We start from the raw sequence: 16,035 nt of genomic DNA, 5'->3' as shown, positions 1-16,035 counted from the left end.
TCGCGATGATGCTCGCACGCGTTTTGGCGGCAAGAAGCGATGCTGTTACGTCTAGAAACGAGACAATTATCGGAAACGCATTTAATCCGCGCTAAAATGCGGGGTCTTTAGAGGACGCAGCACATGCTCAACGAACTCGAAACATTGTCACAGAATATAGGCCGGCTGGTCGCGATCAATGAGCGCCATCTGCAGGCCCGTCACGCGCTTGAAGAACAACTCGCGCAATTGCGCGCGGAAAACGAAGTGGCCCGTGCGGAGCTTGCACTGCTGCGCGAAGAACGCAACACGCTGCAAGCGGAACGCGACGCGCTGTCCGCGAAGATCGATGACGCCCAGGTGCGCTTGAACGCCATTTTGGAAAAGCTGCCGCGCGCGAAGGGGCAGTACGAACCGGATAGCCAGCTCGATCTCCTCGCCTCCTCGCAACAAGAGGATGAAGAACACGGCGAATCCAACCGACACGGAGAAAACGCATGACGACCAAGCAGATCGAAGTCTCGATTCTTGGCCAGCCCTATCGCCTTGCGTGCTCGCCCGAAACCGAAGCCGCGCTGCTCGAAGCGGTGGCGCGCGTCGATTCGGAAATGACGAAGATCCGCACGCACAGTTCCGTGCGCGGCCAGGACCGCATCGCCGTGATGGCCGCGCTCTCGCTCGCATCGGAATTGCTTAAGCTGCAAGAGAGCATTCGCCACGGCGAAGCGTTTCCCGCCGAGGAAATCCGGCGTACAATGCGCCAAATGAACGAGCAGCTCAACGCAGTCATCGAGCAGCACGGAATGCAGTAACCGCGCGGCAACCGCAGTAGCGGCCGTGGCAAATGCAACAGTAGTAACAGCATGCGCCATCGCAAGCGAATGAATCAAAACGCTTGCCAACCGGGCGGTGCTTCCAATAGAGTTTCGATCATCAACTGGCGGCAACGCCAGTCGCAATTCGGCAAACGTTTTAATGATTGTGCGAAGACCTTTCGCGAGTTGTCGTTAAAGCAGCGCTGAGTTGCAAATAGTTTTAGCAGCTTCCCTGCCTGGTTCGCCAAGGTCATATATTCCTTGAACCAATGCCATGTGCACGGTTGCGGAAATTTGTAGCACGGGTGTGCGCGTCACTCTGTCTGATGTACCCGAAGTGCTGCTAACTGCGACCAATTCTGAACCTCAGGTTCAGGATGCCGGCCTAGCGGCTATGGCGGGGACCTATTTAACGGCATCGGATACCCTCCGGTGCCGTTTTCATTTGGGGCCGTAAAAACGAGGGCGATACCATGCGCTACTGGCTGATGAAGTCCGAACCGGACGAAGCAAGCATCGACGATCTCGCCAACGCCCCCAATCAAACGCTGCCGTGGACCGGCGTGCGCAACTATCAGGCGCGCAACTTCATGCGCGACACGATGCAAATCGGCGACGGCGTCCTGTTCTATCACTCGAGCTGTCCGGAACCCGGTATCGCCGGTCTCGCCGAAGTCATCTCCACCGCCTACCCCGACCCGACGCAATTCGACAAGAAGAGCGATTACTTCGATCCGAAGTCGACGCAGGAAACGCCGCGCTGGATGCTCGTCGACGTGCGTTTCGTCAAGAAAACGCCGCTGATTTCGCTCGCGGCGCTGCGCGAACATGCCGAACTCGCCGACATGCGCGTGCTCGCCAAAGGCAATCGTCTGTCGATCACGCCGGTGACGGACACCGAATGGCGCTTCATCACGAAGCGGCTCGTCTAACGCGTGATGGCTGCGCCGAGCGCGCATTCCAATTAGGGAACTAAGGCAGCGATGCGCCCGACTAACGGGCTCGCAAGCGTTGTGCCATATCGAAGGAGTCAGACCATGAAAAGGAAAACCGCGGTGGCGCTCGCCGCTGCCGCTTTTGCGTTGCCTGTCGCGCTCTCGCTTGCGCCTGCCGCGCGAGCCGATACGATCGTCATGCAAAACCAGCCGTCCGGCGTGCTGTCGCTCTCCGCGCAGGCCAGCAGCGAGGTAGCCCAAGACGTCGTCAACATCACGCTCTTCTACGAGCAGGAAGCGAAAGATCCGGCCTCGCTCACCGACGCGCTGAACCAGCGCGCCGACGCGGCGCTGAAGCAAGCGAAAGGCGTGTCCGGCGTGACGGCGCGCACCGGCTCGTTCTCGATCTATCCGTCGACTGACCGTGACGGCCGCATCTCCGCATGGCGCGGCCGCACCGAGGTCGTGCTCGAATCGCGCGATTTCGCCGCGGCCTCGAAGCTCGCCGGTCAAATGAGCGCGAACATGCAAGTGGGCAACGTCACATTCTCGCTGTCGCCGGAAGCCCAGCGCGCGGCGGAAGAAAAGCTGAGCGGCCAGGCGATCGCGTCGTTCCGCCAGCAAGCGACTGCGGCCGCGCAAGCGTTCGGCTACACCGGCTATACGATTCGCGACGTCAACGTCGGCCACAACGGCATCTCGCCGCGGCCCGTCATGATGGCCATGGCGGCGCCGATGGGCGCCAGCGCAAAGTCGTCCGCGCCGGTTCCGATCGAAGGCGGCACGACGACGGTCACCGTCAACGTGTCGGGCTCCGTGCAGATGACGCGCTGAGCGCGCGCGAAACACACCGCGCTCCTAGCCGAAAAAAAACGCCGGCACATGCCGGCGTTTTCGCATTCAGGCGCGGATCGAGTCACGCCTTCTTGCGTGCATCAACTCGCGTTCACAGTCTGCGACTGCATGCGCCGCGCGCGCCGGTACGACCACACGAGCAGGCCCACGCCCGCGATGATCATCGGCAGCGACAGCCACTGCCCCATCGACAAGCCCATCGCCAGCAGACCGAGAAAATCGTCGGGCTCGCGCGCGAATTCGACCGTGAAGCGCGCGAGGCCATAGCCGATCAAGAATACCGCCGACGCAGCCCCGACCGGGCGCGGCTTGCGGGTGAAGAACCACAGCACGAGAAAGAGCGCGACGCCTTCGAGCGCGATCTCATACAGCTCCGACGGATGGCGCGGCAGCATGTGATAGTGCGCGTACACATCGGCCAGATTCCATTTCGCCGCGAGCTGCGGATGCGTCGCGAGCCACCCGGCATCCTCGTTCGCCGCAGTGGGGAACATCATCGCCCACGGCGCATCCGGCGAGGTCACACGACCCCATAGTTCGCCGTTGATGAAGTTGCCGAGACGCCCCGCGGCGAGCCCCGTCGGCACCATCGGCGCGACGAAATCGGTCACTTGCAGCCACGTGCGCTTGCGCTGATACGCGAACAGGATCATCGCGAACGTCACGCCGAGAAAGCCGCCGTGAAACGACATGCCCCCTTCCCAGACTTTGAAGATGTCGAGCGGATTCGCGAAGTAATAGCTCGCCTTGTAGAACAGGACGTAGCCGAGACGGCCGCCGAGAATCGTGCCGAGCACGCCGTAGAACAGCATGTCGTCGATGTCCTTCGGGGTCCAGCCTTGCGCGGCGACATGCGGCAGACGCAGCCGCAGGCGGCCGACGACGATCGCCATGATGAACGCCACCAGATACATGAGGCCGTACCAGCGCACGGCGAGCGGACCGAGATGAATCGCAACGGGATCGAAATTGGGGTGGATAAACATGAATCGGTGTGGATCAGAAAGGGGATCGAGCTAGGACGCCCGTAATGATGTCATAAAAGCCTTACATCACCGGCACTGCCGCTGGCTCGCTAGCGCGAGCGGGCACGCCGCTTTGCCCCGCCCCGCTGGCCCGGCTCGTCGACGAAGGCCGCCGCATGGGCGCGCACGATGTCGATGAAGCCAGCCAACACGGGGCTTACCTCGGCGGTGCGCCACGCGAGCCCCGTCTCGACGACCGGCACCGCCCCCACGAGCGGCCGGTACACCACCCCGGTGCGCCGCAGGTTGCGCAACGATTGCGGCACCAGCGCGACACCCATCCCCGCGGAGACCAAGCTGACGATCGTCTGCATCTGGATGGCCTCTTGCCCGATGCGGGGCGTGAGTTTGGCCGCGTCGTAGCAATCCATGATGATGTCGTAGAAGCCCGGCGCGAGACGGCGCGGGAAAATCACGAGCGGCGCGTCGGCGAGCGCAGAGAGGCTCACCGGCTCGTCGTCCCAATCGGCGAGCTGACCGCGATCGCGGCGGCAGCCTGCCTGCTCGGCGGCTTCGGTCGACATCGCGATCACGAGCGGTTCGCGCGCGATCGGCAGATACGAGAGCTGCGCCGCGTGGCGCGGCGGCAGCGGTGGAATCACGAGGCCGGCATCGATGCGCCCCGCCACGAGCTCGTCGATCTGCACGTCGCTCGTCGCCTCGGCGAGTTGCAGCCGCACCCGCGAATAGCGCGTGCCGAAATCGCGCAACAGACGCGGCAGCAGCCCGTAATCGGCCGTGGAGACGAACGCGAGCGACAGCACGCCCGCTTCGCCGCGCGCGAGACTTTGCGCGAGCGGCCTCAAGCCGTCGGCGCTCGCGAGCAGCCTGCGGACCTCGGGCAGCAAATCGGCGCCTACCGCGGTCAGCTCGACCGAGCGCTTCGTGCGCGCGAAAAGTTCGACGCCAAGCGTCTCCTCGAGCGCGCGAATCGCCTGCGAGAGCGGTGGCTGTGTCATCGAGAGCCGCGCCGCAGCCCGCCCGAAGTGCCGTTCCTCGGCAACCGCCACGAAGTAGCGCAATTGGCGCAGATCCGGTGTCACGACTCGATCCAATGATATGTATTTCGACCTAATAGGCGATCAATAATATATTGGACACTCGTCAAGAGAAACCGCATTCTTTGCCGACACACCCTGAGCGCTCGTTCGAGCGCCACCCCAGAAACGCCGGATCAACCCCCACCGGAGTCCCCCATGCCTTACAACCGTCGCTCGAAAAACGTCACGCAGGGCGTCGCGCGCTCGCCCAACCGCTCGATGTACTACGCGCTCGGCTACCAGAAGGAAGACTTCGACAAGCCGATGATCGGCATCGCCAACGGCCACTCGACCATCACGCCCTGCAACGCCGGCCTGCAGCGCCTGGCCGATGCGGCGGTCGCCGCGGTCAAAGGCGCCGACGCGAACCCGCAGATCTTCGGCACGCCGACGATCTCGGACGGCATGTCGATGGGCACCGAAGGCATGAAGTACTCGCTCGTGTCGCGCGAAGTGATCGCCGACTGCATCGAGACCTGCGTGCAAGGCCAGTGGATGGACGGCGTAGTCGTGATCGGCGGCTGCGACAAGAACATGCCGGGCGGCATGATCGCGCTCGCACGCATCAACGTGCCGGGCATCTATGTCTACGGCGGCACGATCAAGCCGGGCAACTGGAAAGGCCGCGACCTGACGATCGTGTCGTCGTTCGAGGCCGTCGGCGAATTCACGGCCGGGCGCATGACGCAGGAAGATTTCGAAGGGGTCGAGCAGAACGCGTGCCCGACCACGGGCTCGTGCGGCGGCATGTACACGGCGAACACGATGAGCTCGTCGTTCGAGGCGCTCGGCATGTCGCTTCTGTATTCGTCGACGATGGCAAACCCCGACGACGAGAAGGTCGGCTCGGCCGCCGAATCGGCGCGCGTGCTGGTCGAAGCGGTGAAGCAGGACTTGAAGCCGCGCGACATCATCACGAAGCGATCGATCGAGAACGCCGTGGCCGTCATCATGGCGACGGGCGGCTCGACCAATGCCGTGCTGCACTACCTGGCAATTGCGCACGCGGCCGAAGTCGAATGGTCGATCGACGATTTCGAGCGCATGCGCAAGAAAGTGCCGGTGATCTGCAACCTGAAGCCTTCGGGCGATTACGTCGCGACCGATCTGCACAAGGCCGGCGGTATCCCGCAGGTGATGAAGATCCTGCTCGACGCGGGCCTTCTGCATGGCGACTGCATCACGATCACCGGCAAGACGCTCGCCGAGGAGCTCAAGGACGTGCCGAGCAAGCCGCGCGCGGACCAGCAAGTGATTTTCCCGATCGACCAGGCGCTCTACAAGGAAGGCCACCTCGCGATCCTCAAGGGCAATCTCGCACCGGAAGGTGCGGTCGCGAAGATCACGGGCCTCAAGAATCCGGCGATCACCGGCCCGGCGCGCGTATTCGACGACGAACAAAGCGCGCTGCAGGCGATCCTCGACGACAAGATCCAGGCGGGCGATGTGCTCGTGCTGCGCTACCTCGGCCCGCAAGGCGGCCCCGGCATGCCGGAAATGCTCGCGCCCACGTCGGCGCTGATCGGCAAGGGGCTCGGCGAATCGGTCGGCCTCATCACCGACGGACGTTTTTCCGGTGGCACCTGGGGCATGGTGGTCGGACACGTCGCGCCGGAAGCGTTCGTCGGCGGCATGATCGGTCTCGTGCAGGAAGGCGACTCGATCACGATCGACGCCCACAAGCTGCTGCTGCAATTGAATGTCGACGATGCCGAACTCGAGCGCCGCCGCGCCGCGTGGAAGCAGCCGGCGCCACGCTATACGCGCGGCGTGCTGGCGAAATACGCGGCACTGGCGCGCCCGGCGAACAAGGGGGCGGTGACGGGTTGAGGGTCTTTCAGCGACGGCGAGCGATGGTGAAAAAAGCAAACGACGCGCTCGCCGCCTGGGTAATGACTGAAATGAGGACGCTGAAATAAAGACGCTGAAATCAGCTCAAGAAGCGTTATCGGCGTGCTTCGCGAGCGCTTCCCGCACCGCTTCGCGAACCCAGCCCGCCACTTCCACTTCGAGCGCCAACGCGACTTCGCGCGTGATCTGGTTCACGAGCCAATTCGTCTGGTCCTGCAGCGCGTCGCGGCAGCGCGCCTCGATGAAGCCGCGCCCCTCGCCCATCAGATAGCTCGCAAAACGTCCGCGCAGGCGCTCTGCGATGATGTCCGCGTCCAACGCCGTGACGGCAACGTCATGCGCATCGTCCGGGTGATGGGCCTTCGAATGAGCCGTCGCGCGGTGTGACTTGGTGCGATGGTGAGCAGGCGTTTCCACATGTTGCTCGTCCGTGGACGCGTGTTGCGCGTGAGATTTCGCGCGATGCGTTTCGGTCTGCTCGTCCTCGTCGTGCGTCTCCTCGGGCTGCGTCTGCGACTTGGCGTGATGGCTGCTGCGCCCTGTGTGGTGATGAGCGTGGGCTTCGTCCGCAGGCGCCGGTTTGTCTTCCTCATCGGCGGCAACGGGCGAGGCCGGCGCACCCTCGACGACTTCGGCGGCGGCATGCGATGCGCTCGCCTCCGGTTGTACGCGCGACGCCTTGGCTTGCGCGTCGGCGTCGTGCTCAACGGGGGGCTCGTGCGCCGCGATCCCCCGCGCGGCAGCCTCGTGCCCGGCAGGCTCGATCGGAGCCGATGGCGCGCTTTCGTGCGTAGGCGCGGCGTGTCTGCCCGCCGCTTCATCGGAATCGGATTCCGCGACGCTTGCGGCCCAGTCGGCAATGCCGGACGCGACCACGTCGGTCAACACTGGAAACGAGTCTTCATCCGGCGTAGCGGCCGGCACCGGCACCGGCTCGCGCACGGCGGCGGGCGCGCTCGCGCCCGGCTCCGCAGCAGGCTCCTTCGGCCGTGGCGCCTCGCTGCGGGCGTGTCCCGCGAGACCTGGCGTCAGCACTTCGTTGAGCGTCGGAATCGATGCGTCATCGGGAAGGGGCTCACCGCTTGGCGCCGGTACTTTTTTCTCTTCGGCCGGCTTTGGCTCCGGCTTGCCCTGCACGAGCACGTCGGTCAGCACGGGAAACGCGTTGTCGTCGTTGGGATCGGGCACGGGTGAACTCCGTCGATGATTGCGCTGACGGGAGATGCAGCAATCGTCGTGCCGCATCCCGCCCAAGCGAGGTCAACCAAAAGGCAGACGATTCGAGCGTCAGGCGCCTTGCTTATAGTTGTTCAAAGCATACCCGCGGTCGCGATAGAAACGATAGCGTTCGCGGCCGGCAACGAGTTCGTCTTGTGCGTTGCCGATCACTTCGAGCAAGCGTTCGAAACGCGCGAACTGCGCGGGCACCGTCGCGCCGAGGTTCAGCAGGATCTGATGATGCGGCGCGCTCTCGAGATCGCTCGTCAGCACGACGGGCGTCTCTTTGGCGAGCGCGTTGTCCGCCATGCAGTGGGGAATGAAATCGAGCGGCGAGAACGTCCACAGACGCTCGTCGAACGCGCGCAGGCGCGCGGGCTCGGCGAGCACCACGAGCGGCTGGCCCGCCTGGTAAGCCTTGCGGGCGAGCCGGCACGCGTACAGCAGCGAATCGCCGACATTCGTATGAAAGTCGATCCGCGTCATTGCGATCCGGAGTTAGCGCTTTTAGCGCTGACTCCGGTCCCATGCAAAGCTAGCGATCCGGAGTTAGCGCTTTTAGCGCTTACTCCGGTCCCATGCAAAGCTAGCGATCCGGAGTTAGCGCTTTTAGCGCTTACTCCGGTCCCATGCAAAGCTGCCGATCCGGAGTTGGCGCTTTTCGCGCTGACTCCGGCCCCATGCAAAGCTCGGCGGCGCGCCTCACGGGCGCCGCCGATGACGCAGCAAGCGATACCGCGATCGATCATTGCGCGGCGCGGTCGATCAGGAACTGCGCGAGCAGCGGCACCGGACGCCCCGTCGCGCCCTTCGCTGCGCCGCTCTTCCACGCCGTGCCGGCGATGTCGAGGTGCGCCCACGGGTACGCTTCGGTGAAGCGCGACAGGAAGCACGCCGCCGTCACGCTGCCCGCCGGACGGCCGCCGATGTTCGCGAGATCCGCAAAATTCGACTTCAGCTGCTCGTGGTATTCCTCGTCGAGCGGCATGCGCCAAGCCGGGTCCGACGCCTCGCGCGACGCGTCGAGCAACTCGCCCGCAAGCGCATCGTCCTTCGAGTACAGGGCGCTGTTGTGGTGGCCGAGCGCGATGATGCAGGCGCCCGTCAGCGTCGCGATGTCGATCACGGCGGCCGGCTTGAAGCGCTCGGCGTAGGTCAGCGCATCGCACAGGATCAGGCGGCCTTCGGCGTCGGTGTTGAGCACTTCGATCGTGAGACCGGCCATGCTCGTGACGATGTCGCCCGGCTTCGTCGCGTTGCCGTTGGGCATGTTCTCGCAGGTCGGGATGATGCCGACCACGTTGATCTTCAAGCCCATTTCGGCGACCGCGCGCAGCGTGCCGAGCACCGAGCCGGCGCCGCACATGTCGTACTTCATCTCGTCCATGCCCTCGCCGGGCTTGAGCGAAATACCGCCGGTGTCGAACGTGATGCCCTTGCCGACCAGCACCACAGGCGCCGCCTTCGCCGCGCCGCCCTGATACTGCAGCACGATGAACTGCGCCGGCTCGACCGAACCTTTCGTCACCGACAGGAACGAGCCCATCTTGAGCGCTTCGAGCTGCTTCTCGCCGAGCACCTCGACCTTGAGCTTCCAGTCCTTCGCGAGCTTCTTCGCGGTGTTCGCGAGGTAGGTCGGCGTGCAGACGTTGCCCGGCAGGTTGCCGAGGTCGCGCGTCAAGTCGATGCCGTTCGCGAGCGCGACGCCCTGCTTCGCGGCGACCTTGGCGGCCTTCTCGTCGGCGGTGTCGATGCTGAAGACGATGCGCTTCAAGGCCCGCTGCGTGGCCTCGGGCTTGCTCTTCATCTGGGTGAACTTATAGGTCTCGCCGCGCAGCGCGAGGATCGCGGCACGCACGGCCCAGTCGGCCGAACGCTCCTGCACCGGCAGTTGCGCGAGCGTGAACGTGACCTGGACGACCTTGGTGCCGAGCAGCGCGCGCCACGCGGCGCGCACGGCCTCGCCGTAAGCCTTTTGTCCGAAAGCATCCTGCTTGCCCAAGCCCACCAGCAGGACGCGCGAGGCCCCGATGCCGGAAACTTCGTGCAAAAACAACGTAGTACCGCTCTTGCCGTCCATGTCGCCCGCCTTGATGATGCGGGTGATGAGGCCCTTGGTCGCGGTATCGATTTCGAGCGCCGCGCCCGAAAGGGTCTGCGACTCGAAGATGCCGAGCACGATACAGTCGGATTTCCCGGTCAGGAACACGTTGGTTGTGCCCTTGGTCCAATCACAGGCTTTTATGCTAAAGTCCATCGCGCTTGTCCTCGGATAAAATATCTAGGCTTAGGATGAAAGCCGCAATTATCCGCTATTTTTCCCGCGACGGAAGTTGGCGAGGCGTTCCAATCGCCTTTATTGCAACGTCTGGCACCCCGCCCACTCTGCCTCAAGAATGATTTTCGAACGCTCCCTGCAGCGAGAACTCGCGTATACGGCCGGTGCCGTATTCATGGTGCTGCTCACCATCTTCCTGACGACGCTGATGATCCGCATCGTCGGCTTCGCCGCGTCCGGCGAGGTCGATCCGAAGGACGTCGTCGTGCTGATCGGCCTGCAGATCATCGGCTATCTCGCCGTGATGCTCGTCGTCACGCTGTTCGTCTCGATCCTCTTCGTGCTCACGCGCTGGTACCGCGACTCCGAAATGGTGGTCTGGCTCGCCTCCGGCGTGAGCCTCGTGCGCTTCATCAAACCGATCGCGACGTTTTCCGCGCCGATCATCCTGCTCGTCGCGTTCTTCGCGTACGTCGGCTGGCCGTGGTCGAACGCGCAGAGCAAGCTGATCCGCGAGCGCTTCCAGCAGCGCGACGAAGTTTCCCTGCTGGCGGCGGGCCAGTTCCGCGAATCGCCCGCCAGCCATCGCGTGTTCTTCATCGAGAAGATGACACCCGACCAGAGCCGCGTCGAAAACGTCTTCGTGACGAGCACCGAGAACGGCAAGGTCAACGTGGTCGTGTCGAACCGCGGCCACACTGAAACGATGAAGAACGGCGACCGCTTCGTCGTGCTCGATAACGGCCGCCGCTACGATGGCGAGCCCGGCAAGCCCGATTTCCGCATCATGGAGTTCGAGCGTTACGGCGTGAAGATCACGAGCACGCCGGTCGTGAATCAGCAGACGACGCGCGGCATGTCCACGCCCGCCCTGTTCCGCCATCCGAACCCCGACAAGCTCGCCGAATTCGCGTGGCGCACGGGCCTGCCGCTGATGGCGATCAACCTGATGCTGCTGGGCATTCCGCTCGCCTACCAGAACCCGCGCCGCGGACGCACGATCAACCTGGTGATGGCCGTCCTGATCTTCTTCACGTACTCGAACCTGCTCAACATCGTCCAGTCGTATATCGAGCAAGGCAAGCTGTCGTTCGCGGTGGGCCTGGTCGGCCTGCACATCGTCATCGCGGCGCTCGTCGTGTTCCTGTTCTGGCTGCGCGTGCGCAACCGGCCGCTGATTTCGCGCGCGATGTTCACGCGCTCGCAAGGGGCCTGACACATGCGTATCTACGAAAAGTACTTCGCGCGTCAGGTCTACATCGCGTTTGTCTTCATCCTGTTCGCGTTCTCGGGCCTGTTCTTCTTCTTCGACCTCATCAACGAGCTGAACACGGTCGGCCAGGGCAATTACAAGTTCGGCTACGCGGTGCTGCGCGTCGGCTTGCAGACGCCGTCGCGCTTCTACGAAATCATTCCGGTCGCGGCGCTGATCAGCGCGATCTATGTGTTCGCTCAGATGGCCGCGAACTCCGAGTACACGATCTTTCGCGTCTCGGGACTGTCCACTGGGCAGGCGCTGCGCTCGCTCTTGAAGATCGGCATTCCGCTCGTGGCGGTCACGTACTTCATCGGTGAAGTGGTCGGCCCGTACACCGATCAGCTTTCGGAGCGAGTGCGGCTCGAAGCGCTCGGCTCGGCCGTGTCGACCAACTTCGAATCGGGCGTGTGGGTGAAAGACACGCTCAGCCAGCGCGAGGACGGCGAGCAGGTCACGCGCTTCGTCAACGTCGGCAAGCTGATGCCCGATTCGACGATCAGCAACGTGCGCATCTACGAGTTCGATTCGAAGTTCCGTCTGTCGAACGTGCGGATCGCAGAAACGGGCCGCTACCAGTCGCCGGGGCATTGGCTGCTCACCGGCGTGACCGATACGCAGTTGACCGATATCGCGCCGGCGAACGGCAAGCCGGCCGATGCGCTCAACCCCGTCTATCGCGCAAATCAGATCGTCGTGCCCGAATACTCGCTGCGCTCGGAGCTGACGCCGCAGATTCTGTCGGTGCTGCTGGTGTCGCCGGATCGGATGTCGATGTTCAATCTGTTCCGCTACATCCAGCACTTGACGGAGAACCATCAGGATACGCAGCGCTACGAGATCGCGCTCTGGAAGAAGCTGCTCTACCCGTTCGCGGTGCTCGTGATGCTGGTGCTTTCGCTGCCGTTCGCGTATCTCCATACGCGCGCGGGCGTGGTCGGCGTGAAGGTGTTCGGCGGCATCATGCTCGGCATGAGCTTCCAGTTGTTCAACACGCTCTTCTCGCACATCGGCACGTTGAATACCTGGCCCGCGCCGATTACGGCGGCGACGCCCGGCCTGATTTACCTGGTGCTCGGGCTCGTCGGCTTGAAATGGGTGGACCGGCACTAGCGCGCGTTGCAGGCAACGTCTGCAGCGAGAGGAGCACATGATGGGCACGCACGGCATCGTCCTGTTCGGCCACGGCGCACGCGATCCGCGCTGGGCCGAGCCGTTCGAGCGGCTCGCCGCCAAGCTGCGCGCGGCGCGCGGAGCCACGGCGGGGCCGGTGTCGCTCGCGTTTCTCGAACTGATGACGCCGGACTTGCCCACGGCGATTGCCGAGCAGGTGGCAGGGGGCTGCGTCGAGATTACGGTCGTACCAGTGTTCTTCGGTCAAGGAGGACATGTCCGGCGCGATCTGCCGAACGTGATCGACGTGTGCCGGGCGGCACATCCGGGGGTGGAGATTCGTTGCGCGGGGGCGGCGGGTGAAGACGACGCCGTGCTCGACGCCATCGTCCAGTATTGCCTGCAGGAAGCGGGAAACGCAGGCTAGGTCCGACAGACTAGGCGCGCGTCTGCCGCCCGTTGCGCTGCGGCAGATATCACCCGAGCTTCATGACACATCGAGCGCGTTCGCTCAAGCCGCGTGCAGCATCCCCGCGCGCGCCTCATCTTCCTTCGTGCCGGCACTGGCACTAGCGCGCTCGGCAAATGCGTCGCCTATCATCAGCAAGCTCGGCTGCGCCGGATCGAGCCACAACTGCGCCTCGCCCATCGCAAGCGCTTCGAGCGTGAGCGTCAGCATGCGCTCGCGCGGCGTGCTGCACGCCTCGACGATCGCGACGGGCGTCGAGCCCGCGCGGCCCGCGTCGATCAGTTGCTGCGCGATATCGGGCGCGCTGTCGCGGCCCATGTAGAAGACCAGCGAATCGGCGTTCACCTGCTCGCGAATCGCTTCGGTGTCGGCTGCACGGCTATGCGTGGCGAGCGCGACGCTGCGCGACACGCCGCGCAGCGTGAGCGAACGCTTGATCGCCGCCGCGCTCGCGAGCGCCGCCGTGATGCCCGGCACGATTTCATAGTCGATGCCGGCTTCTTCGAGTGCCCGCATCTCTTCGTCCGCGCGGCCGAACAGCATCGGGTCGCCGCCCTTCAGGCGCACCACCACGGCGTGCTCGCGCGCGGCATCGACGATTTGCTTGTTGATGAATTGCTGCGCGGTCGAACGCTTGCCGCAGCGCTTGCCGACCGCGATCTTGCGCGCGTGCGGCGCGTAGTCGAGCATCTCGGGCTCGACGAGCGCGTCGTGCAGCACCACCTCCGCCTGCGCCAGGAGGCGCGCGCCGCGCACGGTAATGAGATCCGCCGCGCCCGGCCCCGCTCCGATCAGATACACCTTGCCCATTTGCATTCGTCCCGTTGGTCTACGGTCTAAACCCGAATTGTGCCGACGTTTGCCAATGCGTGCCAAACCGATCGATCGCTGCGCTTCACGCGGAGTACGCGCGAATCATCCCCGCCGCCACGGTATGGTGCGTCGCCTCGTCGATCAGCACGAACGCGCCCGTGCCGGGATGCGCGTCGTACGCATCGCAGACGATCGGCTTTTGCAGCGTCAGCGAGACGCGGCCGATGTCGTTCATCTTGAGGTTGTGCACATCGCCCGTGTGCGAGAGCGTATGCACGTCGAGCACTTCCTTGATCGCGCCGATCCGGGCGAACACGGTGTTCGTCGTTTGCTTGAGCAGGTACTTGCGCTGCGTCGAGAGCGGCTCCTCGTCGAACCAGCAGAGGTCCGCGTCGAGCTTCTTCGCCGGTTGCGGCGCGTGCTCGCGCAGCACGAAGGTATCGCCGCGCGAGACGTCGACGTCTTGCGCCAGGCGAATCGTCACGGTCTGGCCCGCGAACGCGCGATCGACTTGCGCGGTGCCGCCCGGCACCGGCGCGATGATTTCCTCGACCGTCGCTTCGCGGTTGGCCGGCAGCACGACAATGGTGTCGCCCACCTTCACTTCACCCGCTTCGACGCGGCCCATGTAGCCGCGGAAGTCGTCGGCCTGGCTGCCGTCCTGACGCGCGACCCATTGCACCGGGAAACGCAGCGTGTGGCTTGCGGCCGGTTCGACCGGCAGCGCCTCGAGCACGTCGAGCAGCGGCTCGCCCGCATACCACGGCATGCGCTCGCTCGCCGTCACGATGTTGTCGCCCTTCAATGCCGACACCGGCACGAAGCGCACGCCGGCGAGACCCAGCTGGCGCGCCAATTCGACGTACGCATCGCGAATCTCGTTGAAGCGCGTTTCGCTGTACTCGACGAGGTCCATCTTGTTGATCGCGACGATCACGTGCTGCAGGCCGAGCAGCTTGACGATCGCGCTGTGGCGCTTGGTCTGCGGCAGGAGCACGGCGGCGCCGTTCTCGAACGTGACGCGTGTCGCGTCGACGAGGATGATCGCCGCGTGCGCCGTCGACGCGCCCGTCACCATGTTGCGCGTGTACTGCTCGTGGCCCGGCGTATCGGCGATGATGAACTTGCGCTTGGCGGTGGCGAAGTAGCGATACGCGACGTCGATCGTGATGCCTTGCTCGCGCTCGGCTTCGAGGCCGTCGGTCAACAGCGAGAGGTCGATCTCGTCGCCGGCCGTGCGCTTGTTCTTCGCGCGCGAGATCGCCGACAACTGATCCGACAGCACGGCCTTGCTGTCGTACAGCAAGCGCCCGATCAACGTGCTCTTGCCGTCGTCGACGCTGCCCGCGGTGATGAAGCGCAACACGCCGAGGTCTTCTGCTTGATGAATGCTCATGATTGTCCTGCCCTCGTTCGTGTGCTTAGAAATACCCTTGCTTCTTGCGCTGTTCCATCGCGGCTTCGGAGGTCTGGTCGTCCATCCGCGTCGCGCCGCGCTCCGTGATTTCGGTCACGGCCGTTTCGGCGATGATCTTCGCGAGATCGTCCGCGTCGCTTTCGACCGGGCACGTGCAGCTGATGTCGCCGACGGTGCGGAAGCGCACCAGCGCCGTCTCGCTCGTCTCGCCTTCGCGCATCGGCGTGAGCGGCGTCACCGGCACGAGCAGCCCGTTGCGGCGCACGATCTCGCGGTGGTGCGCGTAGTAGATCGACGGCAATTCGAGCCCTTCGCGCGCGATGTACTGCCACACGTCGAGTTCGGTCCAGTTCGAGATCGGGAACACGCGCAGATGCTCGCCGTTGTGCAGGCGCGCGTTGTAGAGGCTCCACAGTTCCGGGCGCTGCGCCTTCGGGTCCCATTGGCCGAATTCGTCGCGGAACGAGAAGATACGCTCCTTCGCGCGGGCCTTCTCTTCGTCGCGGCGCGCGCCGCCGATCATCGCGGTATAGCCGTGCGCTTCGATCGTTTCGAGCAGCGTGACCGCTTGCGCGGCGTTGCGCGAATCGGTCTCGCGGCGCAGACGCACCGTGCCGCGCTTGATCGAGTCTTCGACGTGGCCGACCACCAGCTCCGCACCGATCTCGGCGGCGCGGCGATCGCGGAAGTCGATCACTTCGCCGTAGTTGTGGCCCGTGTCGATGTGCACGAGCGGGAACGGCAGCGAAGTCTTGCGGTTCGCGCCGAGGCCGAATGCCTTCAGCGCCAGATGCAGCACGACGACGGAATCCTTGCCGCCCGAAAACAGCAGCGCAGGCTTGCTGCACTCGGCGACCAGTTCGCGCAGGATGTAGATCGACTCCGCTTCGAGCCAGTCGAGGTGATCCATACGATTGGCCGTGATGGAGAGCGGTTGGGCGGCGGTAGTGGGTTCGAGCGTCGTGCTCATGT

General features: G+C 64.3%; 16 protein-coding genes and 1 other RNA gene. 9 read left to right on the top strand and 8 right to left on the bottom strand.

All coding sequences use genetic code 11. From position 1 onward, the window contains the following. Positions 1–123: 123 nt before the first annotated feature. From FAZ95_RS04855 to FAZ95_RS04835, 5 genes are all read left to right on the top strand, one after another. Positions 124–480, top strand: a complete 357-nt coding sequence (locus FAZ95_RS04855) for an ATPase (protein WP_137331413.1) — start codon at positions 124–126, stop codon at positions 478–480. Beyond that, positions 477–791: a cell division protein ZapA gene (locus FAZ95_RS04850; protein WP_137331412.1), complete on the top strand. Its 315-nt coding sequence runs from the start codon at positions 477–479 to the stop codon at positions 789–791. Before FAZ95_RS04855 ends, FAZ95_RS04850 begins: the two co-directional genes overlap by 4 nt. A 229-nt stretch (positions 792–1,020) precedes the next feature. After that, positions 1,021–1,202: non-coding RNA, 6S RNA (gene ssrS, locus FAZ95_RS04845), on the top strand. A 65-nt stretch (positions 1,203–1,267) separates the two neighbouring features. Further along, positions 1,268–1,726, top strand: coding sequence for an EVE domain-containing protein (locus FAZ95_RS04840; protein WP_137331411.1), 459 nt, complete (start codon positions 1,268–1,270; stop codon positions 1,724–1,726). 105 nt (positions 1,727–1,831) lie between these two features. Beyond that, positions 1,832–2,563: an SIMPL domain-containing protein gene (locus tag FAZ95_RS04835; RefSeq protein ID WP_137331410.1), complete on the top strand. Its 732-nt coding sequence runs from the start codon at positions 1,832–1,834 to the stop codon at positions 2,561–2,563. A gap of 101 nt (positions 2,564–2,664) precedes the next feature. Here FAZ95_RS04835 and lgt read toward each other — a convergent pair whose 3' ends face one another. Next, a complete protein-coding gene (lgt, locus tag FAZ95_RS04830) occupies positions 2,665–3,570 on the bottom strand; it encodes a prolipoprotein diacylglyceryl transferase (RefSeq protein ID WP_137331409.1) in 906 nt (301 codons plus the stop codon). A gap of 89 nt (positions 3,571–3,659) precedes the next feature. Next, positions 3,660–4,652: a LysR family transcriptional regulator gene (locus FAZ95_RS04825; protein WP_137331408.1), complete on the bottom strand. Its 993-nt coding sequence runs from the start codon at positions 4,650–4,652 to the stop codon at positions 3,660–3,662. Between the two features lie 153 nt (positions 4,653–4,805). Between FAZ95_RS04825 and ilvD the strand changes: the two genes are divergently transcribed. After that, on the top strand, positions 4,806–6,479 hold the full coding sequence (gene ilvD / locus FAZ95_RS04820) for a dihydroxy-acid dehydratase (protein ID WP_137331407.1): 1,674 nt from the start codon (positions 4,806–4,808) through the stop codon (positions 6,477–6,479). 105 nt (positions 6,480–6,584) lie between these two features. On the opposite strand, the gene FAZ95_RS04815 is transcribed toward ilvD, so the two are convergent. The 3 genes from FAZ95_RS04815 to FAZ95_RS04805 form a co-directional block, all read right to left on the bottom strand. Continuing rightward, positions 6,585–7,688, bottom strand: coding sequence for a DUF2486 family protein (locus tag FAZ95_RS04815; protein ID WP_175425521.1), 1,104 nt, complete (start codon positions 7,686–7,688; stop codon positions 6,585–6,587). Between the two features lie 99 nt (positions 7,689–7,787). Continuing rightward, on the bottom strand, positions 7,788–8,204 hold the full coding sequence (locus tag FAZ95_RS04810) for a DNA polymerase III subunit chi (protein ID WP_137331405.1): 417 nt from the start codon (positions 8,202–8,204) through the stop codon (positions 7,788–7,790). Positions 8,205–8,463: 259 nt separating this feature from the next. Continuing rightward, on the bottom strand, positions 8,464–9,975 hold the full coding sequence (locus FAZ95_RS04805; RefSeq protein WP_137331404.1) for a leucyl aminopeptidase: 1,512 nt from the start codon (positions 9,973–9,975) through the stop codon (positions 8,464–8,466). Positions 9,976–10,114: 139 nt separating this feature from the next. Here FAZ95_RS04805 and lptF point away from each other — a divergent pair, with 139 nt between their 5' ends. Genes lptF through FAZ95_RS04790 form a run of 3 tightly spaced genes read left to right on the top strand, consistent with a single transcriptional unit; the run spans position 10,115 to position 12,791 of the window. Beyond that, the gene (gene lptF / locus FAZ95_RS04800; RefSeq protein WP_137331403.1) at positions 10,115–11,212 is read left to right on the top strand and encodes an LPS export ABC transporter permease LptF; all 1,098 of its coding nucleotides are present in this window, start codon (positions 10,115–10,117) and stop codon (positions 11,210–11,212) included. A gap of 3 nt (positions 11,213–11,215) precedes the next feature. Further along, a complete protein-coding gene (gene lptG / locus FAZ95_RS04795; RefSeq protein ID WP_137331402.1) occupies positions 11,216–12,364 on the top strand; it encodes an LPS export ABC transporter permease LptG in 1,149 nt (382 codons plus the stop codon). Positions 12,365–12,404: 40 nt separating this feature from the next. Continuing rightward, entirely contained in the window at positions 12,405–12,791 is a 387-nt protein-coding gene (locus tag FAZ95_RS04790) for a sirohydrochlorin chelatase (protein WP_137334426.1), read from the top strand. A gap of 84 nt (positions 12,792–12,875) precedes the next feature. On the opposite strand, the gene cobA is transcribed toward FAZ95_RS04790, so the two are convergent. The 3 genes from cobA to cysD all read right to left on the bottom strand — a co-directional run bounded on the left by cobA (position 12,876) and on the right by cysD (position 16,033). Further along, positions 12,876–13,643, bottom strand: coding sequence for a uroporphyrinogen-III C-methyltransferase (cobA, locus tag FAZ95_RS04785; RefSeq protein ID WP_137331401.1), 768 nt, complete (start codon positions 13,641–13,643; stop codon positions 12,876–12,878). A gap of 85 nt (positions 13,644–13,728) precedes the next feature. Next, on the bottom strand, positions 13,729–15,042 hold the full coding sequence (locus FAZ95_RS04780) for a sulfate adenylyltransferase subunit 1 (RefSeq protein ID WP_137331400.1): 1,314 nt from the start codon (positions 15,040–15,042) through the stop codon (positions 13,729–13,731). Positions 15,043–15,067: 25 nt separating this feature from the next. Further along, positions 15,068–16,033, bottom strand: a complete 966-nt coding sequence (gene cysD, locus FAZ95_RS04775) for a sulfate adenylyltransferase subunit CysD (RefSeq protein WP_137331399.1) — start codon at positions 16,031–16,033, stop codon at positions 15,068–15,070. Positions 16,034–16,035: the final 2 nt, after the last annotated feature.

Source organism: Trinickia violacea (genome assembly GCF_005280735.1).
Classification (GTDB): domain Bacteria; phylum Pseudomonadota; class Gammaproteobacteria; order Burkholderiales; family Burkholderiaceae; genus Trinickia_A; species Trinickia_A violacea.
This window is presented reverse-complemented; position numbering and strand designations above follow the sequence as displayed.